The following is a 24,283-nucleotide window of genomic DNA, read 5'->3' as shown; positions in this document are numbered from 1 at the left end:
TCTAGCTCCTTAAAATTTCTATCAAAAAAGGTATGCGTTTATACTAGTGTTTAAACATTTCTCTTGTGAAATACTACTATGGCTGAAGTAATACTCGATATCAAAACATGGGGCAATAACTTAGGTGTTCGGCTACCCGCAGCGATAGTTCGTGCTGCCCATCTCCACGTCAACCAACGAGTAAAACTATCTGTTGTCGATAATCAAGTCGTTATTAAACCTGTAGATAAGCCATTAACCCTTGCAGAAAGATTAGCTAAATTTGATTCAGTTCGACATGGTGGCTAAGTGATGGCAATATCGAATCAGTCTCAAAATTCCAATAAAAAAGAGGGCATTATTTGCCCTCTTTTTTATTAGCTTATTTGTGGATTAGACAGAAGCCAAAAATGTTTTCTTGTATTCAGCGATTGCTTCCTTCAAGATTGCTTCAGCATCCTTAGTCAAGGTCTTCTCAGACTTAACGATTTCAGAATACTTAGGCTTGCTGGTTGCCAAGTAGTTACGCAGCCCCTTGTTGAATGCACCAACTTGATCAACTTCGAGATCGTCTAAGTAACCATTAATTGCGGTGTAGATAATCGCAACTTGATCCCATACAGGTAATGGAGAGTATTGTGGTTGCTTGAGAATTTCACGGAGACGCTGACCACGAGCTAGTTGAGCTTGAGTGGTTTTGTCTAAGTCAGATGCGAACTGAGCGAAAGCTACGAGGTCATCGTACTGAGCTAGTTCTAGTTTGATCTTACCTGCAACCTGTTTCATTGCCTTGATTTGTGCTGCGGAACCAACGCGGGATACCGAGATACCAGGGTTGATCGCAGGACGAATACCAGCGTTGAAGAGGTCAGAAGACAAGAAGATTTGACCATCAGTAATTGAAATTACGTTGGTAGGAATGTATGCCGATACGTCACCCGCTTGGGTTTCGATGATTGGCAATGCGGTCATCGAGCCACCGCCGAGTTCATCACTCAACTTCGCTGCACGTTCGAGCAAGCGAGAGTGTAAGTAGAACACGTCTCCAGGATATGCTTCACGACCTGGTGGACGACGAAGCAAGAGAGCCATTTGGCGATAAGCTTGGGCTTGCTTAGACAAATCATCGTATACGATCAAAGTGCCTTTGCCTTTGTACATGAAGTACTCAGCCAAAGCTGCGCCAGTGTAAGGAGCGAGGTATTGCAAGGTCGCAGGATCGTTGGCGCTTGCCATAACGACGATCGTGTATTCCATTGCACCGCTTTCACGGAGTTTGTTAACAACGTTCGCAACGGTGGAAGCTTTCTGCCCGATCGCTACATATACGCAGATACAATCCAAACCTTTTTGGTTGATGATTGTGTCTACTGCAACCGAGGTCTTACCTGTTTGACGGTCACCAATGATCAATTCGCGTTGACCACGACCAACAGGAATCATCGCGTCGATCGCGGTAATGCCAGTTTGCAGAGGTTCAAATACGGATTTACGAGCAATAATGCCAGGGGCAGGAGATTCAATTAAACGAGTTTCGCTTGCCTTGATTTCGCCCTTACCATCAATAGGTTGAGCCAAACCGTCAACAACGCGACCAATGAATGCTTCGCCTACGGGAATCTGTGCAATTCTGCCAGTTGCTTTTACAGAGCTACCTTCAGCGATTTTACGACCTTCACCCATCAACACAACACCAACGTTGTCTTCTTCAAGGTTCAGCGCAATGCCGACAGTACCATCTTCAAATTCCAGCAACTCGCCAGCCATGCACTGTTCCAAGCCATAGACACGAGCGATACCGTCACCGACTTGCAGGACAGTACCAACGTTGGAAACTTGCAGCTCTTGGTTATAATTAGCAATTTGCTGCTTGATAATATTGCTTATTTCGTCAGGTCTGATGCTAACCATAGTTGTGTTTTACCAGTTATCAGCGATCGATTTGTTTTTAATATTTTGGGGATGTAGCTATTAGCAATTAGCTATTAGCTTTTGGTAATTGGCTCTAGGGAATTGGTAATTACTTTTTCCCTTTTCCTTTTACCTTTTTACTTGACTTCAGACTAAACGCCAGCAGTAAGGCTGCTCTTCAAACGGCGTAGTTGTCCGCGAATACTAGCATCTACAACTTGAGAGCCAACCTTAATGATCACACCACCGATTAAGTCGGGGTTAACGGTCACATCAAGTTCAACACTCTTGGCTTTGGTCATTGCTTTAACGCGATCGCAAATACTATCTTCTTGCGCTCTGCTTAGTTTCAAAGCAGTGGTGATTTCAGCAAGAGATACTTGATCGATCACACGCAATAGGGCTTTAAACTCATTGACGATTTCGCGTAAGAAGGCAATCCGTTTGCGATCGACTAATAGGAGTAAAAAGCTTTTGGTAACAGCATTAACTTGTGAACCAAATACACTTTCAATTACGCCTTTTTTGACGTTTGCTCCAATTAAAGGACTAGCAAACAGTTGACTTAACTCAACTGAATCAGCCAGAGTATCGCCAATTAGACGAACATCTTTTGCGATCGCATCTAAATTATTTTGCTCTTGAGCTAAAGACATTAAAGCTTCAGCATAAGGAGCAACGACTGCTTGACTAACAGAACTAGATTTCATGTTTTCTCCTAGTCAGAACTCAAAAGGGCAATGCTACGGTCGATCAATTCGACTTGAGTGGACTCACTCAAACCGCGATCAAAATAAGACTGCACACTCGCAAGGGCTTTTTCAGCGACTTGCTGACGCAGTTGCACAACGACGCGCTCCTGCTCTGTGGAAATCTCTTGATCAGCAGCCTCTCGCAAACGAGCGATATCTGCATCAACCGTTGCCAAAATCACATCAGCCGCATGTTTTGCATCAGCTTCAGCTTGTTTACGCAAGTTGTCAGCTTCAGTTTTTGCCTGAGCTAATTTGCCCTGCTGCACGGCAAGCTTATCTGAGGCATCTTTTTGGCGCTTTTCTGCATCAGCAATAGCCGATTGGATTGACTCCAAACGAGCCGAGAGAATTTTGCCTAAGAAACCGCGACCTGCATAGATCAAAAGACCGATAACGATCACTAAGTTGATCAGGTTAGTTTCCAGAATATCGGAGTTAATTCCGAAACCTGAATGTTCGCCTGCTTCACTTGCAAGTAAGACGAAATTTCTAATCATAAAGGTTGTTTCTATTACTCAATACCAGCCAGAATCCAGATAGAAACTATCTAGATTTATCAAAACTAGGATCTAACTAAGTTACCTAGTAGTTTTTCTAGAACTTGGCGACTGAGTGACTCTACTTCCGCGTCCAGAGATGCTGTTGCATCTTGCTTTTGCTTTTCGATTTCTGCTTTAGCACTAGCAACTTTTGCTTGAGCTTCGGCCATCGCTGCATCAATACGTTCTTTACGAATTTTATTTGCTTCGGCTTGAGCTGTCGTTAAGATGTTTTGAGTTTCTTTACGAGCAGTAGCGAGCTCTTGCTCATATTGCTTAACAACTAACTCAGCCTTTTCGAGACGCTCCTTTGAACCGATAATCTGCTCTCTAACATAATCATCGCGATCATCGATCGCTTTGGTTAGAGGCTTAAAGAAAATAACGTTAAGAAGCGCTACAAAAACAACAAACTGCACCGCCATAATTGGAAGTGTGGCATTGATATCAAACAAGCCGCCTTTATGTTCTACTGCTTCCGCAGCCATGAGAACAGTTGAAAAAAGGTTCCAAATTGTCATAGGTATGTTTGGTAACAAGGGGCTTAAGCCCCTTGTCTATTTCTTATAGAATCAAAAACGCTTAGGCGAAGGGGTTAGCGAATAGCAATACGAGTGCGACAACTAGACCGTAAATTGTGAGAGCTTCCATGAAAGCCAAGCTCAACAGCAATGTGCCACGGATTTTGCCTTCAGCTTCAGGCTGACGAGCGATACCTTCTACAGCGCGGCTAGCAGCAGTACCTTGACCAATACCAGGTCCAACTGCACCAAGACCAACGGCTACGCTAGCGGCGATTACGGATGCTGAGGCTACTAATGGATCAATCACGTTCTTTTTCCTTCTTAGATTATTTTTAAGTGTTTACATATATGGGAATTAAAATTCCCGAATTGAATTGGGTGAATTAGATAAGCTTAATGCTCATGTCCTTCATCCCCATGTCCTTCCATCGCTTCACCAATGTATGACGCTGCCAAGGTCGAAAAAATCAATGCTTGGATGGCACTGGTAAATAGTCCCAAAACCATCAATGGCAGAGGTACAAACAAAGGCACGAGGAGAACCATAACCCCCACAACTAGCTCATCCGCGAGGATGTTTCCGAAAAGACGGAAGCTTAGCGAAAGGGGCTTTGTGAAATCTTCAAGAACCCATAAAGGAAGGAGGAAGGGAGAAGCTTGGATATATCTAGTGAAGTATTCCAAACCGCGCTTGCTCAATCCAGCATAGAAATAGGCTAAGGAGACTAATAATGCTAGGGCGATTGTGGTATTGATGTCGCTTGTCGGGGCGGCAAGTTCGCCCTCGGGCAATTCGATCAATTTCCAAGGAACTAGCGCTCCTAACCAGTTCGATACGAAGATAAACAAGAATAGACTACCAACAAATGGTACCCATTCTCTGTAGTGCTTTTCGCCAATCTGGTCTTTTGCGATGCCCTGAACATATTCCAGAGCGTATTCCATGAAATTTTGAAAACCTGCGGGGACACGTTGGTCAGCTTTGGCGGTGCTAGAGCCGATGAGTGCAGCAACGAGAACTGCTCCCATGACAATCCAACTTACGATTAAGACTTGACCATGTACCGCTAGATTACCGAACTGCCAATAAAAGTGTTTGCCCACTTCTAGTGCGGCAAGACTGGTTTGGTGACTAACTGAATAGCCAAAAGATACTGGATCGATCATGTTCGATATGTTACAACCTGTAGGAGGTTTAATCAGCGAGAATGGAACCACAAACTCAAGATTTACTCAAATCTTGGGCAAGAGTCACTAAAACAGCTACTTTATAGGTCATAAAGCCGAAGAATGCGGGCAAGATTTCCAGTTGATCAGATTTGGCTGCGATCGCAATCAAAAGTACAAACAAGCCAAGACGTGAAAAACCAAGGCGATTTGACTCACCACCTAAACGGTCTACACTCTTGGTTAGCATTCTGAAATAAACCGAGCCAACCAATGCACCAACAGCGTAACTGAGGGCGATTTTCCACCCGTACCAAGCCCAGACGCACAAGCCAATAATGACTCCAGACGCAAGGGTTAGGATTAGCAGCCTAAATTTGAGGCGGCTGTACTCTTCCATGCCATCAGAAACTGATGTGGATGAGGTTTTTACAACCGACTGTGGAACTGTACTGCCTTTTGCGGGAATGATCTTCACTGTTGAGTTTTAGCGAAATTTGCTGATTATTTGATTGATTTGAGTGAAGAAATGGTACTGCGAAGAGTAACCAAAATGGGTGTCCAAAAACTTGGATGTAGCTACCTACACCGTTGCTAAGCATATCACGCCGAATGTCACATTTGCTTTACAAGTCTTTGGTAAATAAATGCGATTTGTTAAAAAAATTTGTCTTCATCGTCTGCCTATGGCTTACTTTTCAACCATTTACACTGTGTTTATACCTTGTCTATATTTTTGGGCAGACACTTTACAGGAGATATTTCGTCTATCTTGGAGTGATACCATATCAAAAAGTTTTAGATAAGTCTTCAAAAGTTTTCAAAAATTAAACTCTAGTTTTTTTCTAGTTTTTTTGATTTTCGCAAGACTGGAATATCTATCTAAATCTCATTTAATGTTTGTGAGCATCCAGAATTTGCAACCTATGTCCACATCTTTCGCTAAGCCTCGCCTGTCCAATGCTTTTCCAGCCGCAGTTTTATCTTTTGCTGCTGCTATTATGCTGCCTGTAGGAGCGATTGCACCCAATGCTGTGTCGGCGCAGCAACTTCAAGCACAGTCTATCGATTCTTCTCAAGCTCAGCCACTCGAGACTAAGCCCAATTCCCTTGAAAGTAGTGTTTTTAGCATTACGGGTGGTCAGCGATTGATGGCGGAGTCGATGACAGCAATTAGCCAGCAAAATTATGATCAAGCAGTTTCTAAGCTGCAAGATGCTCGTCAGGTATTTAACCAACTTTCCAATTTTTATCAAGATCTGACCACTAGCTTTTCAGGAATTGATAATCGTATTTCTGATAGTCATCGCCGTAAAGCCTTGCAGTCAGCGCAACTCCGCGATGAAGCTACTTACCAACTGGCGGTAGTTTATCGTGCTAAAAATCAACCTGAGCTGGCTGTACCTTTGTTGGTGCAGTTAATCCGTAGCCAAGCGCCCACTCGCGATCTTGGTCAACAGGCATATCAGCAATTGTTTGAGCTAGGTTTTGTGGATGCTCAGTATGTACGTCCTAATGCGGCTGCTCCTAAATAATCTCAAGAATCAAGAATCAATAAAAAAGCCGCGCTTAGCGCGGCTTTTTTATTGATTCTTTGCCCACCAAGCGATTCCATAGCGTTGACTAGAGGAATTGGTTTTTGGCGATTTAAAGACAACTCTGATTTTGTAGTTATCTGTTTTCGGGACACGCATAAAAATATGCTGCACATTGTCAATTTGACTAACGGATGACCATACGTTATTGGCAATATCGTTGTCTTGCGATCGCATTAAGTACAGTTCAACTTTGTTAAAGCCTTGGTCGGTAAAATCCTCGCCAATGTCGAAGAGTCCATTCTTATTTTTGTCATTGAGTTTGACTTGCCGATCCCAAGTTAAGGTTGCAGCAACGAAGCTATCAGCCTCTAGGGGCTTACTAAACACATAGTCTTGATGTTGATCGACCTCGACTAGATTGGTGTCCCAGCCGATTGCCGATATTTGAGCAATGCCTTGGATGGGTGACTGTTGACCTGCTTGATATTGCTGAAATGCTCGATAGGCGTTGATTTGTCCTGCACCAAGATTACGACTGAGGGGGATTTGGCGATTGGTGTAGGCTTCGGTGTCAATCCATGTCTTACCAAAGGCATCAAGAATTGTTTTCGACATGCCTAAAATTTTGCCATCTCCCTGATCTTGGAGTTTATCGGCGGAGTTAATTAATACGGCTTTGATCAGTTCATGGCGACGTGAATCATTGCGCCAATTGCCTTTGGCAATTTGGCGATCGGCATATTCATGTAATAGGGCGATTGCCCCCACCACATGGGGAGCGGCAAAGCTAGAACCATTGGTGTTTTTAAACTTGGTTTGTAGGGTAGGCAATTGGAGATTATTGCCAGGGGCAAGTAGGGCGAGGGAACGCCTATTGTTGGTGGGGCTTTCTACGCCTTGAGTCCAAATGCCATCTTTATTGAAATCTGAGAATACCTCGCCGCGATCGTATTTACCATTGTCATTGCGATCGAGATATGGTTCATCAATGAGGTTGCCGCGATCCAGTTGCCGATAAACCCCATCAATTTCACGGGTAAAGCCTACGGTAAAGCCATTGTAGAGGTCGGTGGGAATGGGTATTCCGCCTTTGCCTTGGTTACCTGCAATGATGGGGATGGTGTCATGATTGTTGGCAAGCCAATCAACGCACAGGGTGAGCAGAGCATTGCCGTCTAATTTGGCATTGGGGCGTGGATCTTCGGATAGCAATTCGCCAAAACTAAAGTTGATGGCGCGGACGGTACTGTTGTATTGACGTGCGATGTGCTGGGCGGCGAGACAGGCTTCGGGTTGTCCGTCTTGGCGACGTTGTGAGTATGCTGAAGAGAGCAGCTTGGCATTGGGAGCAATCCCACGATGGATTTTATGTTGGCTAATGATCACGGCGGCGACTTGCGCAGAATGATCATCGATATTGCGATTGGGTACAGCTTGGCGATCGCGAAAAAATACTTCGTAGGGCTGCACAATTACACGATCGAGTTGCAGCAGTTTGTTAGATAACTTATCTACAGCAAAGCGGGTAGGACGGCTTAGTTCGACTTGACCGATAAATACATTTCTGCCCGTTAGATTGTAGGGAGGTTTTTGGAGGATGCGGGCATCAATACCTTGGCGATCAACAGATTTTTCTAATGCCCATATATCTGAGCTAGTAGTAAGACTAGCCATGCTTAGTAAAATTCCACCAACGAGCCAATCTAACCTACGCATCTTGAATTTCCGTTAATTTCTGTTCGTAAGGTGGATCACTCACCTATATCAATAGGATAATCAAATTATCTCGGCTTTAACATGACAAATGTATGAACCAAAATTTTGCGATCGCAATAGCTGCATTTTCTTACCTCAGTTTCATCTCCGCAGCCTATGGTGATGTCAAAATTTTGAAACAGGCTAATGATCTGGAAATTGATCAGCAACTAATTGAGAGTAGCCCTGTGTTACAGCGTTGGTTAAGCAGTCCCCCTGATCTATTAAACGATATTTATAACTTGCCTAGCTTTGATACTAGGCTGAGGGTAGGAATTACGTCGCGCAATAATTCCTTGGGGGTTGAGGCGGGAGTTGAAGATTTATTTATTGGTAATTCACCACTGACGCTCAGTAGTAGCTATCAAACAGAATTTAGTGGTAGAGAAAGTGAGATCAATGCCCATCTACGTTACTATCTCTTGCCATTAGGTTCTTACTATAACGTTGCGCCAATCGTTGGTTATCGTCAGTTTAATCAACGCGACCAATCCCAAATTTCAGGTTTAGATGTAGGGATACAGGGGATTTTAGTATTGTCACCCCATAGCGCAGATTTACGCTTGAGTCATACCTTTACAAATCCCAACGGCAATCTGGAGATGAGTAAAACTACACTTTCGACTAGCTATGCCATTACCAAAAAGCTGTATCTAGGAACCAAGATCGAATGGCGACGCTCACCATTGATCTATGACAGTCGGGTGGGATTTTCTCTGGAGTTAGCGTTATAAATTTATTTACCGTAACTTAGCCACAGGATAATCATCCAGCAGTTTTTGCTGCGTGAGTAAATCGATCGCTGTGACTAATAGTTCGCGATTTTCGCTAATGTCAAATAAAACCTTGAGGCGATCATGGTCAGGTTGACCGAGCGGATCGAGGGTTGCTAGGGCTTGGGGAATCCCTTCCCCATAAATATCTGTTTGTAAAGGTCGAAAAGTTTCTTGAGCCTTTTGTTCGAAGTGCATCACAATGCGATCTCCATCAAAGCTAATTTCTGCGCCGCCTGCGGGACGGCTTTCTAGCTCGCCAATGGTCAGGGCAATTTCGGTCTGATTAGGGTGCGTTGCCCTTAGTAATAGCTCGACAGGGCGTTGGGTGGGATAAACCTGCCCACGCCGAAATAGTGGTTGATATTTCCATTGGGCAGTCAGGCGATCCCAGTAACGGATGGCATAGGAATGGAAAAGATAATCTTGAAGTATTGCCCCTTGGCTGAGCATCAATGCACCATGGGCAACTGCTTCAAAGGGCTTATGACTATAAACCTTGCCCATTTGAAAATAGTTTTCGATAAAGGTTCGTACCGATGGAATCAGCGTACAACCACCAACTAAAAGGATAGTTTTGATGTCACCTTTGAGAATGCCCTTGTTAAAAGCCCGATTGACCAACTCGTCGATCGCAGATTTGAGGAGTTGATAAAAACCTTTGCGATCTAATAATTTTTCTAATTGTTGGCGGCTATATTCAATTGCGATCGCAGTTTGCAGTTGTGGGTCAAAGAATATTTCTGAGGCTATTTCTGACTCAGAAAGTTTAATTTTGATCCGTTCCATCAACAATCTGAGAATACTATGACTTGATTCTTGCTCAGGATGCTGTGCATTGAGCTTGCCATTAAGATCATCGTGACTTTGCCAATAGTCTTGGACTAACCAATGATCGACATCTTCACCACCAATCGTATATCCCGTTTTGGCGATGACTTCAGCTTGATTTGCGAGATATTGATCGGAACTGATGCCAATGCGCGTTCCCCATTGCGTAATATTTTCGCTCCTTGGCAAGCGTACTAACGACAGGTCTAACGTACCCCCACCAAAGTCAATGACCAAGACCAAAGCGCTGGGTGTAATGGCGGCATAACCTAAAGCGGCGGCCGTTGGTTCATCGAGCAGGCGCATCTGCGGCGTGGCTAAGGTTGGTAAATTGGGCGCAAAAATATCATTGCTAGATTCTTCGAGCCAACGCAAATATTTTTCGTAGGCTTGCACAGGCGCAGTCAAAATAATCTCGGAGGGAAAGATTTGTTGCGATCTCAATTCCTGTGCCAATTTCCGTAAAAATTGCTTACCTAACCACTCTGGAGAAACTTTGACTCCGTCAAGGTTAGGAATGTAATTCACATTTGCCAACATTCGCCGCTTGATGTGACTAAATAATCTTGGCTGAGAACGGTCTTTGCCTGTATCGATGACGCGCTGACCAATTTCGACTATTTCTAAGTGGGCGTTCTGCACATATACCAACGATGGCACAAGTGCATTTAACGGTGCAGGACGACTGAGGTTGCCAAAAATCATGGTTTCAGGTTGATTCGCGGCAATATTCCATCGCGCAATCACAGTGTTGCTACTACCAAAGTCAATAGCGATCGCGCCCATAATTATCCTTACCAATAACTAAAAATAAACAGACAATCTGTAACTCATAATTTTTTGTGCGCGTTTATACCAATCAAGTGCGATCCAATCGGTATCTTTTTTATCTATTTGATAAATATATCTTGAGTATCATTGTAAAAACCTGACAATAATCTCTAAAACAACCATGAGCGGAAACGAGTCGCGCATTCAAGCTATTTATCAGATCACCAATCGCGAACCCCAGCCAAAGAAGGCTCCAAAGCGGTTGGAGGAGATGTGGGCAACCGATGTGTTTACTCTGAGTAAAATGCAAGAGTGTCTACCTAAGACAGTCTTCAAGTCGATCAAGAAAACAATTCAGACTGGTGAGCCTCTTGATATCTCAGTAGCTGATGCGATCGCATTGGCAATGAAGGATTGGGCAATTTCTAAAGGCGCATTGTATTACGCCCACGTCTTTTATCCTCTGACCAATGCAACCGCCGAAAAGCATGATGGCTTTATTTCAGTACAGAGTGATGGTTCAGCAATTTCCGAATTTGCAGGCAAATTATTAGTTCAGGGTGAACCTGATGGTTCTTCTTTCCCCAATGGTGGTATCCGCTCCACCTTTGAGGCACGCGGCTACACAGCATGGGATGTAACCAGCCCTGCATACATCATGGAAACCGACAATGGTTCCACCCTCTGTATTCCTACGGTTTTCGTATCTTGGACTGGAGAAGCTCTAGACAAAAAGACTCCTATCCTCCGTTCTAATGCGGCAATGAATAAGGCTGCCACCAGAGTTCTAAAAATCTTGGGCGAAAAAGATATTGCCCCTGTTAACTCTAGTTGTGGTGCTGAGCAAGAATATTTCTTGGTTGATGCTAATTTTGCTAATGCCCGTCCTGACTTGTTACTGGCAGGTCGCACACTTTTTGGTAGACCATCGGCTAAGGGGCAGCAATTTGATGACCATTACTTTGGCGCAATCCCAGAGCGCGTCCAAGTATTCATGCAAGATGTTGAAGAGCGTCTATATCGCCTCGGTATTCCTGCGAAGACTCGTCACAACGAAGTAGCTCCTGGACAGTTTGAAATTGCCCCTGTATTTGAAGCAGCAAACGTGGCAACCGATCACCAACAAATGATCATGACCATGCTGCGCTTTACTGCGAAGAAGCATGGATTTGTTTGCTTACTCCACGAAAAACCCTTCGCTGGTATTAACGGTTCTGGTAAGCACGTTAACTGGTCTGTTGGTAACGCCACTCAAGGTAACTTGCTCGATCCCGGCGATACCCCTCACTCCAACGCACAGTTCCTAGTGTTCTGTGGTGCGGTTATTCGCGGTATTCACAAATATGGCCCTTTGTTGCGCTCCGTTGTAGCAACTGCTGGTAATGACCACCGTTTAGGTGCGAACGAAGCTCCTCCTGCAATTATCTCGGTTTACTTGGGGTCACAGCTTGAGGATGTATTTGAGCAAATTCGCCAAGGCGATCTAAAGAGTTCGACTGGTAAAGGTCAGATGCACATTGGTGTAGACACCTTGCCCGTATTGCCAACCGACCCCGGCGATCGCAACCGTACTTCGCCTTTTGCTTTTACAGGCAACCGTTTTGAGTTCCGTGCTGTTGGTTCTAATCAATCTGTATCTGGTCCTCTGGTGGCGATGAATTCCATCTTGGCGGACTCGCTAAACTGGGTAGGCGATCAGCTTGAAGCCGAAATTGCCAAAGGTTTGGGATTAAACGATGCCATTGCGACGGTGCTGAAGCAAGTCATGGAATTGCATGGCGCGATCATCTTCAATGGCAATGGTTACTCTGAAGAGTGGCACAAGGAAGCTGTTGAACAACGTGGCTTACGCAACCTTCGCACCACTGCTGATGCTTTGCCTGTCCTGAAGGAGCCAGAAGTTGAAGAATTGTTCAGTAAGCTCGGCGTTTTATCTCCTGTTGAGTTAGCTAGCCGCTTTGAAACTTACGCTGAGCAATATATTCTCTCGATTGAGGTGGAGGCTAAGCTAGTTGTAAGCATGGTCAAGACCATGATCTATCCTGCAGCAACTCGCTACCTAGCTGATCTGTCAAATACAGCTCTTAGCCTTAAGGAAATGGGCATGGACTTTGATAAGGAAACCCTTGAGAAGGTTTCATCTCTTACCAAGTCGATGATGGATTGTGCCAGCAAGCTTACCGATGCGCTAGGGCAGCATGATTTTGCCTCTCCTGAAGAACATATGCAGTTCATCTCCCACACCATCCGTCCTTTGATGGATACAACCCGTACCTATGTTGATACCCTAGAGGGTGAATTGGCTGATGACCTATGGCCATTGCCAACTTACCAAGAAATGCTGTTCATCAAGTAAGTAACTAAACCTAAAACCTGTGGCGCATGCTGCGCCACAGGTTTTAGCTCTGGGCTTTAATTGCAATTTTTGAATGCTAAAAGCGATGTCAACAACTAGGTTATTGACATCGCTTTTGTGTTTAGAGTAGCTCTGTAGATCGTTCAGCAAGCTTAGAACGCTCACCTTTACTCAGGGTGATATGCCCCGCTAAAGGATCATTTTTGAATCTTTCGACAACATAGGTTAGACCATTGCTAGCAGCATCGATATAGGGATTATCGATCTGTTCAGGATCGCCTGTGAGAACAACTTTTGTGCCTTCTCCAGCACGGGTGAGGATCGTTTTTACCTCATGGGGGGTCAGGTTTTGAGCTTCGTCAACGATCAAAAATTGCTGAGGAATGGTGCGCCCACGAATATAAGTTAGTGGCTCAATTTGAAGTAATCCCCTCTCCATTAAATCTTCATGCCCCCGTCGCGTATGACTATGAACACTGCGTTTTTCTTTAGGTGCTTGATTACCAAAGATTAAATCGAAATTATCGTAAATTGGCTGCATCCAAGGCGTGAGCTTTTCCTTGATATCTCCCGGCAAAAAACCGATATCCTTGCCCATGGGAATGACGGGACGCGAAATCAAAAGTCTGGTATACACGCGCTCATCGGCAACCTTATGTAAACCCACTGCGATCGCAAGTAGAGTTTTGCCTGTCCCCGCTTTGCCCACCAGTGTGACCAAAGGTATTTCGTCATTTAAAAGCAGATCAAGGGCAAATTTTTGTTCGCGATTGCGAGCATTGATGCCTAAAACCCCCGTATTCGCAAATTTATTGATCGCAACTAATTTAGTTGTATTTTGGTGAGTGCTTTTTGCGATCGCAAGGGCAGTATGGGACGGGTTAAACTGATCAACCAACATTACCGCTTGGTTAGGACACAATTCTCCATCAATGATGATCGCATCCTGTTTGAAAAGTTGATCGATTTGAGCTGCATCAACGGTTAATTCGGTAATACCTGTGTAAAGTTCTGAAATATCGACTTTATTGGTTTCATAATCTTGAGCATCCAGCCCTAATGCATCGGCTTTGATGCGAAGGTTGGTGTCTTTGCTGACCATGACAACACGACAGTGGCAATTGCGTTTGAGTTCGAGGGCAACCGCCAAAATTGTGTTGTCATTGCGATCCCCTTCCAACTCAACGGGTAAGGTTTTTAAGGTTTCGCGATCGCAAAGTGCTACCCGTAATGAACCACCATTGTCGAGTGGAATCCCTTGAATAATATTTCCCTGACCACGCAATTCATCTAAGGATCTCGAAACCTGTCTTGCATTGCGACCAATCATTTCAGGTTGCTTTTTAAAACGGTCGAGTTCTTCAATAATCGTCATTGGCAGGACAACTTCATTGTCCTCAAAACGTTTCATTGCCGTTGGATCATAGAGCAAGACATTGGTATCAAGGACAAAAATCTTTTTCATGTCTTTAAACTTTAAGTAAGCGAAGTAACCATAGACGATGCTTTACACCGCCGATGATCCCAGTAATTTTAATCTTGACACCTTCGTGATTATTAATGTAACGATTGCTACAATGCTTAACGCTAGATATTTAACAAACAAAAGGGTATGCGGCACACTGTGCCGCATACCCTTTTGTTTGCCATTCTAAAATTTAGAATAGAGTTGGAATGCCGTTTGGACGTAAGTCGCGATAATCGAGCATCTTGCGGACGACATCAAAGGTCGTGGTTGAGTTTGTCACTGCAATTACCGTTGATAGCTGTCCGGGCAGAACTTGCATTGCGGGAGGCATATCTCTGGTAAATACATTGATTGTGCGATTGATCAGGGCTTGATTTCCCTTTGCAAAAGCATTGGTATAGGTAAATTGATTGGAAACAGGAGGTAGCCCTGCAACATTAAATAAATTAATCGGGATACCTTGCGATGTGGTGAGGAATCTAACCACTGTTTGCGTTAGGGTAACGTAACTGGGGGTCGGAGAGTTAGGATCATAGACCCGCACATTGCGATCGGTAGTTTGAAGCTGAGTGAAGTAATCATAGACCCTGACATTGCGATCAATCTTGCCAATACGACGAGAATCAATACCTGAAACAGTTCTTAATGTGCCGTAGGCAGATGGATCGCTAGGCAAAATCAGACTAATGGTGGAGAAATCCTTGAGCAGTTGGACTTCGCTGTAGCCTAGGGGACGGTTATTCAAGTCAAATAAACGCACAATCAATCGATCGCCAGGATTGAGTCCCCGAATAAAAGTAGCCCGCTCATTGATGTTAAAGCGGTAATCACCAACAAAACGCTCTCTGACAAAACCTTTAGGACGCTTTGACTTGAGAGAAATACGGGCAATTACTTGAGAGAAACGTGGCTGACTTTGCAAAACAGCAAGGCTAAAGTGTCCGCGATGGGGATTAACTCTTGATAGCTCTACACCATCTTGATCTTTGCGATCTCTGCGGTTATTGCGGCGATTATTACGCTCATCATCATCGCCCTCATAGTAATCATCCTCATCGTCATCATCATCTCTTGTCGAGACAATAATCGGTTTCATCGGTTTTACCGACTGATTTGTCTGGACATTTGTGGTTTGCACATTTGTAGTCTGGACATTTGTGGTCTGTACAACCTGACTATTTTGGTTAGTCTGATTAGATTGTGTACCTTGGGATGTCGTAATCCCTAGATCATCATCAGAAAAGACTGTTGAAGTATTTGTGTTGGTATTGCTAGAGCTATTGGTAGAAGAGATATTGGAGTTAACCGCAATAATTCTGCCAGCTTCCACGTCAGCAACTCTAGTTGTAACAATTGAAGAAAAAGACCTAACTGCTTCGATCGCAAAACTGGCATCTTTTACGCCATTGGGAAGATCGTAACGAACACTCGTAACGGCTCTGAGATCGCCATTGTAAATATCATCAAGGGAAATCCGCTCACTCAATTTACTTAGAGAAATTACTTCCACAAAAGAAGCCTGTCTCCCCACACCTTTGGAAATCAATCTCGCGCCTGAATTGGTATAAACTTCGCGCCATTCGCCACCACGACGCACATAGAGTTGATAGACGGCGTTGGCATAGGTGGTTGCAGGCTTATCGGCAATATCTAGTAAAATGCCGATGCTAGAAAGATTGCCAGAGTTGTCGATCAAGCGGAGGAGCTGTACCCCTGTTTGCCAGCTCTGAGGGACTTGAGCGATTATCTGGGGGCTAGATGGCGCGGCGATGGCATCAAGTACGGGTAAAAAAGGCGTGGTACTAATGGTTACAGCCAAAAGAGAAACAGAAGCTTTTTGGATGTTTTTACCCAATTGATGATAAAAATGCTTACGGAAAATGTTCATCGCGATGTATTCCCAGTTAAAGATGAAGCGTAGATTAGCAGTGATAACCAAATGAGATGCAACGCAAATCGCGTTGCATCTCATTGCTAATGCTTAGGCATATCCGCATCAGACGAATTTATGCCTTTTTTGTTCCGATCTTTTTCTGTTCTCTCGATCTAAAATTCACACAAATTTACAAAAATCGTGATATTTGGATCTTTGCCCAGAAATTTTGGAGATGATCGCTAAAACTTGCGATCGCAAATCGAGACTGCGATCGACATTGCTCTAATAAAAAATGCCCAAGAGGTGTCAGACGAAAACTATCAGTAATCCCCTGTCCATCTACTTCCCGACGTAAGACTCCCACCTGAATGAGCCACAATAAAGAATTTTCGGTAGTGATCAGATTAGCAAAGTAGAGTAAATATTGATTTTTGATGCCCTCTTCACCTGCGATCGCTCGCAAATTGACCCCCTCTTTTGCCATATCCGCAAATAATTTCACTGTAAATGGGGAACATCGTAAAGCTCGCTCTGCCCTTTGCAATATATGGGGTTCAAAAGTAGCTAAACTTTTGCCGTCACTTTTATCGATACTTTCAGCTTGCATAGCAATTTTAATGCTCTCTAAGATTTTGACATATTCAAGAAAATATTAGCAGTGCAAAGCTAAGCCAGCATTAACCTTTTGAGATATAGCCTGTTGAGTTTTAAAGTAGTTCAGAAAAATTTTTAAGAGTACGACAGAGACGCTCTTCTAAAAATTTTTCTGGATTTTTAAAAGAACATAAAGCACTTAAAAAAATACGAATTGTTTAGATTGTTGACTAAAGAGAACCAGTGTTAATTATATCTTTTAGGATCTTTCTTCTCTTTTTTCTCGGAAGGATCTTTTTTCGGCTTTTTAGCCTCTTTGTTGCCTTTCTGTTCCTTAGACATTATTTTCTCCATTGCAAATAAAATTGCAAATATACAGCAACAATAAACATGTATTTAGTAATGCTTATTGCTTCTATTCTAGCTTAGTTTTAAATAACCTAAAAATCTTGCAATCTACATATGGTACGGGAGTGCTGGACAGAGGTGTGAAATTTAACTAATGAGTTCCAGAAAATTATATTTGCTAATTTGTTGTAAACAAACTTTATATATTGCACTCCACTCCAATAGGGTGAAGTGCAATCAACTTTGAGCGACCTATAGTTGCTTTAATTGCTGTACAAGCAATCCTGATGATCAAAATGGAAAGCGAGCGCCAAGATGTTTACTCAAAATTCTAAAGCCCAACACTCTCCTACAACCAATGCCCTAGCAATGGGAATGGCATTAAAAAAGATGTATGAGATGGGGCGCAAGGATTTTGATTCAGAAAATTTTTCAGGGCTAAAGCTATCTTGCTGTAAGTTATCGGCAATTAGCCTGACTAGTTCCGATCTGCGTAATGCTGATCTTGACCTTACAGATTTGAGTGAAGCCGATCTGCGCGAAGCAAATCTAGAACAATCAACCTTGAGTTTTACAAATTTAACTAGGGCAGATTTGAGTCATGCCAATCTAAACAGAGCTAACCTAGGGGGATCTGATCTGAGTGGGGCAGTTTTGAGGCACGCAAATTTACAAAATGCGAACCTCAGAGGAGCGAATCTAGTTAATGCTGATTTAGAATTTGCCGACCTTCGAGGTGCAGATCTTACAGGAGCTAATTGCTACGGCTGTAATCTAGACTCGGCAAATCTTGAACATACTGACTTAACAGAAGCAAATCTAGACTATGCAAATTTGCTAAATAGCAGTTTTGAATATGCCCTATTAGATGGAACTAGTATGAATAATGCAATTTATTAAGTAAATAGAGTTGCGGCGCTTCGCGCCGCAACTCTATTTTTAGAAAAAAGCTATTCGATACCGATCGCCAGTCTGCTATAAACAGTTGCCAGTGCATTGGCATCACCAACATTTCCGGGGAATAGCACCACGGGTAAATCGGGAAACCGAGGATGATCTTCAGGGGTACGCACCACTGAGCAACCAGCGAGAATTTGCCCTAAGAGCCTTGCTGTATGTAGTTCTAGTCCTGTACTCAGAACATCATTAGAGGTAATCCCCCCCTTACTAATTAAGAACCCAATATCGGTGGGCAATCCTTGGACAATTGCCATCAATAAGGCGGAAACCGATTGACCAAAGGCAAGCCGAGTAGCAATATCGGGAAACTCTAACTCCTTACGGCTGGTAAACACAACTGCTGTTTGTCCTGCGGCATGGGCTTGATAGACCTTTTCTAAAGCCTCTTGTTTGAGCTTTTCCGACTCAGTTTCAGGATTAGTTAAAAGCCTAGAGACATCAATTTCTACAGGAAAAGTCTGGGGCGCTTGGAGTAAATGCTCCAACTGCTCTGTCGTTTTTTTGACATGGGAACCAACGATCGCCACACCAGCTTTATGCGATCGCATATATTTCGACATTTCCTCAGCCGCAATGGGCTGGGGTGGCAACTTTGCTAAAGCTGTCAGTAAACTAGCGGCACTACGGAATAAAAATCTCTTCCCTGTTGCAGCAACATTTAAAACATCGGAGGCAAATTGATTTAGGTCGGCTTGGTTTTCAGCATCCACAACCGCACATTGATTATCGTGTAATCTTGCTAAGCGCTGACGACTGCCCGCCCGAATATCACTCAACAGGAACCTTTCTACCTTTGTTGTAGGAATCCTGCCCTTAGTTTTTTCTTCAACATAATCAGGTAGATAGCTATGGGTGTATCCAAATACTGAGTCCTTGGCAAATTCAGTCTCATGAACTGGGGTGGGTGTGCCATTAACTACTAAATAATGCACGCTCGATTTGGTAAAGCGACCACCTTCAAAAAATGCTGGCACGAGGAAATGCGCGTCAAAATTACCTAATTCCTCTGCGATCGCATCTGTCTCAATAGGATAATGTCCACGCAATGTCGAGTCAGAGCGACTCACGATCATAAAATCTTGAATGCCTTCGGCTGCAAGAGCAGGTTTGAGATTGCGGCACACTTCACGGGTCACATTGGTGGCATCTTCAGGTGTTAGCGATCGTGTATTGGTAAGTACAAACATGATCGGCGAAGCATCCGCCAATCCAGTTCGCAAAGTTTCTACATCCCATTTCGTCAACAATAGGCAGCTATGAACAGTTTGCGAGCCTGTCGGATCGTCATCAAGAACAACGATTTTGGGCTGTTTTTTTAGGGGAAGAGATGAATTAGCTGCCATTGCTTTTTAGATAGCGTTTGTCAAATGAGTATAACAATCGCGAGGTTATTTTAGCGTTTTTCAACCAAGCGAAGCACGGATGATTGTTTCCCTGCCGAAGGCGGGGAAACAATCTTAAGAGACTGTAAAGCTTAATAGAATGGTCTTAGAGCTTGGATGATTTCTTGAGATGCCCGTTTAGATTCTTCAGGCTGATCAAGGGTTTCACTCACCGAGGCTAGTGTTCTTTGTAGCTCTTCAAGGGTTGGGTGAGCCAAAAAAATTGCCTGAATTAAATCATCGATATCATAGGCATAAAGTGCTGACCAGTCGCGCTCCTGTGGACTGAAACTATAGTGCAAGCTGGAAAACAACAAAATTTTGACATGAAGCGGACTGATATTGCGACAAATATCGGCACGAAGGTCGAAGAGGTTGGTTAGGTATTTGAGATTATGCTTGTGGGGGATTGTGTCCTGAGTATTACCTTCGTAAATTTCCAGTTGTGACGGCTCAACAGCCATTTGATGAACATCAATTTCTGTGGTTTCTGTAGATATATCTAATATTTCTGGGGTAGCGATTCCCTCTAAAAAATGTTTAGGAAGTTTTCCTTCATCTCGTAATGTATACAGAAAGCCAATGCTATCGATGATGCTGTCTGCTGCGAGTAAATATTCTGATTGTTTGCTAAGTTGCTTGATGTGGTTACTCAACTTTTGTTTGAGCAGCTTTAAGTCAGGAAAAGCTAGCATCAATTCGCGAATAAGTTGATGCATGGACAACGATTTAATTTCGTTGCCATCATTTGACCAAATGTTATGACAGGTAAAGAGGATTAGTCGTTTGATGCGAAGTACATTGCTGTCTTGCTCTAGGCTATCGATAACTTCCTCTAGAAGATTGGAATCTTCCATATTTTTGTTAGACGCGGCAATGCTCAATGTCATATTGATTGATTAAGGCAGTCTAAGTCAAGACTGATAGTAACTGCCTTTGAGGTGGCTACTATGGCTATCCTAAAAATGCAACGATATTTATAGGTTATGCATTTGTCGGCTTGTTGAGAGCTTTAAATTTTTAAGAGCTTTAAATTAACGATGCGCTTTCCCATCGGGCATGGTTGCACCTGTCAAGACTGTCCCCACCATACTGATTCCAGTCATTTCAGCTCTGGTTAAGACGGCATTGGTGAGGTCAGCGTGGTCAAGGTTGGCTCTGACGAGGTAGGCATCAACAAGGCTAGCTTGACTAAGATTGGCATTGTCTAATTGCGATCGCGATAAATCACTACCCGTCAGCACCGCCTGAATTAAGCTGGAATGACTCAAATTGGCCATACTCAAATTGGCTTTGCTCAGGTTCGCTCCAAATAAATTTGAGAGGGAAATATTCGCATTGGTTAGCTCTGCCTTGATCATATTGGCATTTTTAAAATTAGCTTCGGTCAGATTGGCGCGGCTGAGATTAGCTTCTGTAAAAATTGCGCCGTTAGCAATGACCCCACTCAGATTTGCACCCTGTAGATTAACCCTTGAGAGAGTTGCCTCACAGAGATTTGCTCCCTGTAAATCTACCCCTGAGAGATCTGCCCCGCTCAAGTTTGCCCCCCGTAGGTCTGCCTTGCGTAAATTCGCTCCATGCATGGTTGTGGGTGGATATCCGCGCTCTTCACGCATGAGAGCCGCACTCAAAATTGCACATCGCATATTTGCACCACGGAGATTGACACTGCGTAGATCTGCTTCACTTAAGTTGGCATCCATCAAGTTTGCCAGTGATAGATTTGCCCCAAACAAGTTTGCTCGCTGCATCATGGCTCCATGTAAATCCACTTCCGTGAGGTTGGCATTCATCATGATTGCTTGATTGAGGATTGCGCCCCCCATCTTGGCGGCTGCCAAATTCGCATGATTAAAGGTGACCTTATTGAGATAGGCAAAAACAAGATTAGCCCGCCGCAGATCCGCTTTACTTAAATTGATGCCAATCAGATCACTGTTAAATAAATTGGCATTGGATAGGGATGAGTTGGCAAAGTCACGTCGCCCAGAAGCATAATCTTTGATAAGTTTTTCGGCACTCATTAATTTTGTTGGGAAATACTTAAGATTTTAGAGATTGAACTGCATTAAGACTTGGTTTTGGCAAAATGATTTTAATCCATGCGCCGCCAGTCTCAGGATGGTTGTGAGCCGAGATCTTGCCATTGTGTAAGGTCACAATTTGCTGTGCGATCGCCAGCCCTAATCCACTGCCCCCTCGATCGATACCTGATCTTGTACGCGAAGGATCGATTTGATAGAAACGATCAAATATATGTGGTAAAGATTCTTCGGGGAATCCCTCTCCCGCATCAATGGTTTCTATTTGTAAGCCTGAGTCTACCACGCTAGTTTTGATTGTAATCGACTGAAGTGCAGGACTGTGCTTGATACTGTTGTCTAATAAATTCAGCAATAATCGATACATACGTGATTCATCGAGTTGCCATGTTAGTTTTGGATCACCGATATATTGGAGCGCGACCTGTTTTCGTTTTGCCATTGGCTCAAGGGTTGCCCAGACCGATTGCAATATAGATGAAAGACTCACTTCTTGCATATGAATGACAGGTGCTATCCCCACATCCATTTGTCCTAGTTCGAGTAAATCCTGTACAAGTTTGGTAATTCGTTCAATTTCTCCCAATAGCCGCTCAACCCAAATTTTGGCACTGGGTTCAACGCGAGATTCGATGGTTTCAGCAACTAGACGGATCGAAGTGAGGGGGGTTTTCAGTTCATGGGCAATATCTGATGTCCAGCGATCACGTTGTTGAGTGATTGCCACCGCTTCCTGTCGATCTTCCAAAAAAATTCCTACTTGTCCCTTTTCTAGATAAAGACTAAAAGCCCGAATTGGTCTACCTAGTTGGGGGATTGGATCAACAGGATCGGGAATCGCAGGGTGAAATACCCAATCAACTTGAGAACTTAACTTTTGCGATCGCGTTTCTTCCACCAATGAATCTAGCTCATAGGAACGAATCAGTTGTAGCAAAAAGGGTTTACGGATCATTCCCTGTTGATGATTGCTAATCCCCATCATCGTGGCAGCACGTTGATTGCAGACGATGAGGCGATTGTCTTGATCAACTTGAATATAGCCAATGGGAGCAGCTTCTACGATTTTTGCTTGCCATAAATCATCAATAGGCTTGTCGATCGCAAATTGTTCAAGATTGTCTTGACTGATGCGTTGAATACTTTTTGCCCAAGATTTCAGGCTATGGATCGATTTGCCTTTCAGCAGGTTTTGCGATCGCGTTCTAAATTTACGGCTACGTCTCTTTTTGGCATAACTCCAGCTAAACCAACAAGCGCTGGTTGCGATCGCGCCAATACTAATTCCGACAAGCAACCAGAGCAACTGCACTTTAAATACCTTTATTTTATCTTTCTGATGATTATATTGTGTCTTCCACGTATTGGGTGGCACAAGCTGCGTGAGCTATTTACTAGTAGAGGTAGCCTTTAGTAATCTAAAAGCTACCTCTACTAGTAAAAACTACAACGTTATTACATTACTGAACTAGTAAGTTTCAACGTGCCAACGACCGTCACGCTTCATTTGTTTCTCAAAGTCTTTCCAAACAATGTCACTCTTAGCTGCTGTCTTGGTCATGAATTCAGCAATGCCATCTTCCATACCGCGAAGACCACACATATAGGTGTGAGTAGTTGGCTTTTGCAGTAGTTCCCAAAGCTCATCGGCATACTCAGCCATCCGATTTTGGATGTACATCTTTTCACCTTGAGCATTTTTCTGCTCACGGCTAATAGCGACATCGTAACGGAAGTGACGTTTGTGCTTATATGCCAACCATTCTAGATCTGGCTTGTATAAAACAGTGGAATCGGTGGGAACACCAAAGAAGAGCCAAGCCAAACCCTTGAATTGATAATCGGGATGCTGTTCTTTAAACATGCGCCATAGGAATGCACGGAACGGGGCAATACCTGTACCTGTGGCGATCATGATGATCGTGGCATTAGGATCATCGGGCAGTAACATTTCCTTGCCAACGGGGCCAGTTAGCTTAACTTCATCACCAGGCTTGAGGTCGGTCAAAAAGTTTGAGCAAACACCTTTAACGGTTTCTCCTGCTTCATTTTGATACTCTAAACGCTTGACGCTCAGTGACAGAGTTTTAGAATCTAGATCGTCACCAAGGCGAGTTGACGCAATCGAGTAGAGGCGCAGTTTGTTGGGTTTGCCATTCTTATCTTCACCTGGAGGGATCACTCCAATACTTTGACCTTCTAAGTAACGAAGATCCCCTCCAGAAATATCAAACTTTACATGACGGGTGTCGCCAGCAGCACCGGCTCTAACCAACACATCGTTGGAGATGCATTTTGCCGTAAATGGATTTGCAGGGCGGTAGATATTAACTGGAATATCCTTATCTGAATTTTCACTCATGAGAACTTATATGGACGATATATGACAGAAGAACACGAAGTCATTATATTTTCAAATGCGACTTGTCGGTATTCTGTAATGTAAAGATCTCTTTGGTGGGGCAAACATTACATATTTATTAATATTTGCGTAGGGGCTGGGATAGGCACGTTTAAGATCTTTTCAAGACTTTGCACATAGCAGCTTTGGGGCAGCTTGTCTATGTTATTATCGATACAATTGCTACAAATTATCAACTTAAGGTACTTGCTACAAACTACTAGTTCGTAGTAGAGGCAAAAAGTATCTGGAACGCCGCATCTCATTAGGGTTACCAATCAAGTTTTAAGAGTCTAGAGGAGGCTACTTT

General features: G+C 43.6%; 22 protein-coding genes. 5 read left to right on the top strand and 17 right to left on the bottom strand.

What is annotated here, in order from left to right; genetic code table 11:
* The first annotated feature begins 78 nt into the window (after positions 1 to 78).
* The gene (locus H6F41_RS15690) at positions 79 to 288 is read left to right on the top strand and encodes an AbrB/MazE/SpoVT family DNA-binding domain-containing protein (protein WP_190404410.1); all 210 of its coding nucleotides are present in this window, start codon (positions 79 to 81) and stop codon (positions 286 to 288) included.
* Positions 289 to 372: 84 nt separating this feature from the next.
* On the opposite strand, the gene atpA is transcribed toward H6F41_RS15690, so the two are convergent.
* From atpA to H6F41_RS15655, 7 genes are all read right to left on the bottom strand, one after another.
* On the bottom strand, positions 373 to 1,890 hold the full coding sequence (gene atpA / locus H6F41_RS15685; protein ID WP_190404409.1) for a F0F1 ATP synthase subunit alpha: 1,518 nt from the start codon (positions 1,888 to 1,890) through the stop codon (positions 373 to 375).
* Positions 1,891 to 2,042: 152 nt separating this feature from the next.
* On the bottom strand, positions 2,043 to 2,600 hold the full coding sequence (gene atpH / locus H6F41_RS15680; protein WP_190404408.1) for an ATP synthase F1 subunit delta: 558 nt from the start codon (positions 2,598 to 2,600) through the stop codon (positions 2,043 to 2,045).
* An 8-nt stretch (positions 2,601 to 2,608) separates the two neighbouring features.
* Positions 2,609 to 3,142 carry a F0F1 ATP synthase subunit B gene (locus tag H6F41_RS15675; protein WP_190404407.1) on the bottom strand — a complete coding sequence of 178 codons (534 nt, stop codon included), beginning with the start codon at positions 3,140 to 3,142 and terminating at the stop codon, positions 2,609 to 2,611.
* 65 nt (positions 3,143 to 3,207) lie between these two features.
* Positions 3,208 to 3,705: a F0F1 ATP synthase subunit B' gene (locus H6F41_RS15670; RefSeq protein ID WP_190404417.1), complete on the bottom strand. Its 498-nt coding sequence runs from the start codon at positions 3,703 to 3,705 to the stop codon at positions 3,208 to 3,210.
* 61 nt (positions 3,706 to 3,766) lie between these two features.
* A complete protein-coding gene (gene atpE / locus H6F41_RS15665) occupies positions 3,767 to 4,012 on the bottom strand; it encodes an ATP synthase F0 subunit C (protein ID WP_040689330.1) in 246 nt (81 codons plus the stop codon).
* An 89-nt stretch (positions 4,013 to 4,101) separates the two neighbouring features.
* Complete coding sequence (atpB, locus tag H6F41_RS15660) at positions 4,102 to 4,875, bottom strand: F0F1 ATP synthase subunit A (protein WP_190404406.1); 774 nt, start codon at positions 4,873 to 4,875, stop codon at positions 4,102 to 4,104.
* 55 nt (positions 4,876 to 4,930) lie between these two features.
* Positions 4,931 to 5,353, bottom strand: coding sequence for an ATP synthase subunit I (locus H6F41_RS15655; RefSeq protein WP_190404405.1), 423 nt, complete (start codon positions 5,351 to 5,353; stop codon positions 4,931 to 4,933).
* Between the two features lie 448 nt (positions 5,354 to 5,801).
* Here H6F41_RS15655 and H6F41_RS15650 point away from each other — a divergent pair, with 448 nt between their 5' ends.
* Positions 5,802 to 6,410 (top strand): hypothetical protein, encoded by a 609-nt coding sequence (locus tag H6F41_RS15650; RefSeq protein ID WP_190404404.1) that lies wholly within the window; start codon positions 5,802 to 5,804, stop codon positions 6,408 to 6,410.
* Positions 6,411 to 6,458: 48 nt separating this feature from the next.
* On the opposite strand, the gene H6F41_RS15645 is transcribed toward H6F41_RS15650, so the two are convergent.
* Entirely contained in the window at positions 6,459 to 8,129 is a 1,671-nt protein-coding gene (locus tag H6F41_RS15645) for a S8 family serine peptidase (protein ID WP_190404403.1), read from the bottom strand.
* 92 nt (positions 8,130 to 8,221) lie between these two features.
* Here H6F41_RS15645 and H6F41_RS15640 point away from each other — a divergent pair, with 92 nt between their 5' ends.
* A complete protein-coding gene (locus tag H6F41_RS15640) occupies positions 8,222 to 8,902 on the top strand; it encodes a hypothetical protein (protein ID WP_190404402.1) in 681 nt (226 codons plus the stop codon).
* A gap of 6 nt (positions 8,903 to 8,908) precedes the next feature.
* On the opposite strand, the gene H6F41_RS15635 is transcribed toward H6F41_RS15640, so the two are convergent.
* Complete coding sequence (locus tag H6F41_RS15635) at positions 8,909 to 10,558, bottom strand: Hsp70 family protein (protein WP_190404401.1); 1,650 nt, start codon at positions 10,556 to 10,558, stop codon at positions 8,909 to 8,911.
* Positions 10,559 to 10,724: 166 nt separating this feature from the next.
* Between H6F41_RS15635 and H6F41_RS15630 the strand changes: the two genes are divergently transcribed.
* On the top strand, positions 10,725 to 12,899 hold the full coding sequence (locus H6F41_RS15630; RefSeq protein ID WP_190404400.1) for a glutamine synthetase III family protein: 2,175 nt from the start codon (positions 10,725 to 10,727) through the stop codon (positions 12,897 to 12,899).
* 121 nt (positions 12,900 to 13,020) lie between these two features.
* Here the strand turns inward: H6F41_RS15630 and H6F41_RS15625 are convergent, their stop codons facing one another.
* From H6F41_RS15625 to H6F41_RS15615, 3 genes are all read right to left on the bottom strand, one after another.
* The gene (locus H6F41_RS15625; RefSeq protein ID WP_190404399.1) at positions 13,021 to 14,364 is read right to left on the bottom strand and encodes a PhoH family protein; all 1,344 of its coding nucleotides are present in this window, start codon (positions 14,362 to 14,364) and stop codon (positions 13,021 to 13,023) included.
* A 193-nt stretch (positions 14,365 to 14,557) separates the two neighbouring features.
* Positions 14,558 to 16,255 carry a hypothetical protein gene (locus H6F41_RS15620; RefSeq protein ID WP_190404398.1) on the bottom strand — a complete coding sequence of 566 codons (1,698 nt, stop codon included), beginning with the start codon at positions 16,253 to 16,255 and terminating at the stop codon, positions 14,558 to 14,560.
* Between the two features lie 175 nt (positions 16,256 to 16,430).
* Positions 16,431 to 16,850: an Npun_F0494 family protein gene (locus H6F41_RS15615; protein ID WP_190404397.1), complete on the bottom strand. Its 420-nt coding sequence runs from the start codon at positions 16,848 to 16,850 to the stop codon at positions 16,431 to 16,433.
* A 650-nt stretch (positions 16,851 to 17,500) separates the two neighbouring features.
* Between H6F41_RS15615 and H6F41_RS15610 the strand changes: the two genes are divergently transcribed.
* Positions 17,501 to 18,085: a pentapeptide repeat-containing protein gene (locus H6F41_RS15610; RefSeq protein WP_190404396.1), complete on the top strand. Its 585-nt coding sequence runs from the start codon at positions 17,501 to 17,503 to the stop codon at positions 18,083 to 18,085.
* A gap of 50 nt (positions 18,086 to 18,135) precedes the next feature.
* Here the strand turns inward: H6F41_RS15610 and H6F41_RS15605 are convergent, their stop codons facing one another.
* The 5 genes from H6F41_RS15605 to H6F41_RS15585 all read right to left on the bottom strand — a co-directional run bounded on the left by H6F41_RS15605 (position 18,136) and on the right by H6F41_RS15585 (position 23,934).
* Positions 18,136 to 19,488: a four-carbon acid sugar kinase family protein gene (locus H6F41_RS15605; RefSeq protein ID WP_190404395.1), complete on the bottom strand. Its 1,353-nt coding sequence runs from the start codon at positions 19,486 to 19,488 to the stop codon at positions 18,136 to 18,138.
* A 131-nt stretch (positions 19,489 to 19,619) separates the two neighbouring features.
* Positions 19,620 to 20,384 carry a hypothetical protein gene (locus H6F41_RS15600; RefSeq protein ID WP_190404394.1) on the bottom strand — a complete coding sequence of 255 codons (765 nt, stop codon included), beginning with the start codon at positions 20,382 to 20,384 and terminating at the stop codon, positions 19,620 to 19,622.
* Positions 20,385 to 20,561: 177 nt separating this feature from the next.
* Positions 20,562 to 21,554 carry a pentapeptide repeat-containing protein gene (locus H6F41_RS15595; protein ID WP_190404393.1) on the bottom strand — a complete coding sequence of 331 codons (993 nt, stop codon included), beginning with the start codon at positions 21,552 to 21,554 and terminating at the stop codon, positions 20,562 to 20,564.
* 19 nt (positions 21,555 to 21,573) lie between these two features.
* Complete coding sequence (locus tag H6F41_RS15590; protein WP_322095932.1) at positions 21,574 to 22,884, bottom strand: sensor histidine kinase; 1,311 nt, start codon at positions 22,882 to 22,884, stop codon at positions 21,574 to 21,576.
* A 156-nt stretch (positions 22,885 to 23,040) separates the two neighbouring features.
* Entirely contained in the window at positions 23,041 to 23,934 is an 894-nt protein-coding gene (locus H6F41_RS15585) for an FAD-binding oxidoreductase (RefSeq protein ID WP_190404392.1), read from the bottom strand.
* Positions 23,935 to 24,283: the final 349 nt, after the last annotated feature.

This window comes from Pseudanabaena mucicola FACHB-723 (assembly GCF_014696385.1).
Lineage (GTDB): Bacteria > Cyanobacteriota > Cyanobacteriia > Pseudanabaenales > Pseudanabaenaceae > Pseudanabaena.
Note: the sequence above shows the minus strand (reverse complement) of the source record. Positions and strands in the feature narration are given on the sequence as shown.

Excerpts from the sequence above, each read along its gene's own strand:
- H6F41_RS15640 (WP_190404402.1), top strand. The coding sequence starts at position 8,222 with ATGAACCAAAATTTTGCGATCGCAATAGCTGCATTTTCTTACCTCAGT.
- H6F41_RS15620 (WP_190404398.1), bottom strand. The coding sequence starts at position 16,255 with ATGAACATTTTCCGTAAGCATTTTTATCATCAATTGGGTAAAAACATC.
- atpH (WP_190404408.1), bottom strand. The coding sequence starts at position 2,600 with ATGAAATCTAGTTCTGTTAGTCAAGCAGTCGTTGCTCCTTATGCTGAA.
- H6F41_RS15690 (WP_190404410.1), top strand. The coding sequence starts at position 79 with ATGGCTGAAGTAATACTCGATATCAAAACATGGGGCAATAACTTAGGT.
- H6F41_RS15625 (WP_190404399.1), bottom strand. The coding sequence starts at position 14,364 with ATGAAAAAGATTTTTGTCCTTGATACCAATGTCTTGCTCTATGATCCA.
- H6F41_RS15675 (WP_190404407.1), bottom strand. The coding sequence starts at position 3,142 with ATGATTAGAAATTTCGTCTTACTTGCAAGTGAAGCAGGCGAACATTCA.
- H6F41_RS15605 (WP_190404395.1), bottom strand. The coding sequence starts at position 19,488 with ATGGCAGCTAATTCATCTCTTCCCCTAAAAAAACAGCCCAAAATCGTT.
- H6F41_RS15645 (WP_190404403.1), bottom strand. The coding sequence starts at position 8,129 with ATGCGTAGGTTAGATTGGCTCGTTGGTGGAATTTTACTAAGCATGGCT.
- H6F41_RS15615 (WP_190404397.1), bottom strand. The coding sequence starts at position 16,850 with ATGCAAGCTGAAAGTATCGATAAAAGTGACGGCAAAAGTTTAGCTACT.
- H6F41_RS15585 (WP_190404392.1), bottom strand. The coding sequence starts at position 23,934 with ATGAGTGAAAATTCAGATAAGGATATTCCAGTTAATATCTACCGCCCT.
- H6F41_RS15635 (WP_190404401.1), bottom strand. The coding sequence starts at position 10,558 with ATGGGCGCGATCGCTATTGACTTTGGTAGTAGCAACACTGTGATTGCG.
- H6F41_RS15595 (WP_190404393.1), bottom strand. The coding sequence starts at position 21,554 with ATGAGTGCCGAAAAACTTATCAAAGATTATGCTTCTGGGCGACGTGAC.
- H6F41_RS15630 (WP_190404400.1), top strand. The coding sequence starts at position 10,725 with ATGAGCGGAAACGAGTCGCGCATTCAAGCTATTTATCAGATCACCAAT.
- H6F41_RS15610 (WP_190404396.1), top strand. The coding sequence starts at position 17,501 with ATGTTTACTCAAAATTCTAAAGCCCAACACTCTCCTACAACCAATGCC.
- atpB (WP_190404406.1), bottom strand. The coding sequence starts at position 4,875 with ATGATCGATCCAGTATCTTTTGGCTATTCAGTTAGTCACCAAACCAGT.
- atpA (WP_190404409.1), bottom strand. The coding sequence starts at position 1,890 with ATGGTTAGCATCAGACCTGACGAAATAAGCAATATTATCAAGCAGCAA.
- H6F41_RS15600 (WP_190404394.1), bottom strand. The coding sequence starts at position 20,384 with ATGGAAGATTCCAATCTTCTAGAGGAAGTTATCGATAGCCTAGAGCAA.
- H6F41_RS15670 (WP_190404417.1), bottom strand. The coding sequence starts at position 3,705 with ATGACAATTTGGAACCTTTTTTCAACTGTTCTCATGGCTGCGGAAGCA.
- H6F41_RS15650 (WP_190404404.1), top strand. The coding sequence starts at position 5,802 with ATGTCCACATCTTTCGCTAAGCCTCGCCTGTCCAATGCTTTTCCAGCC.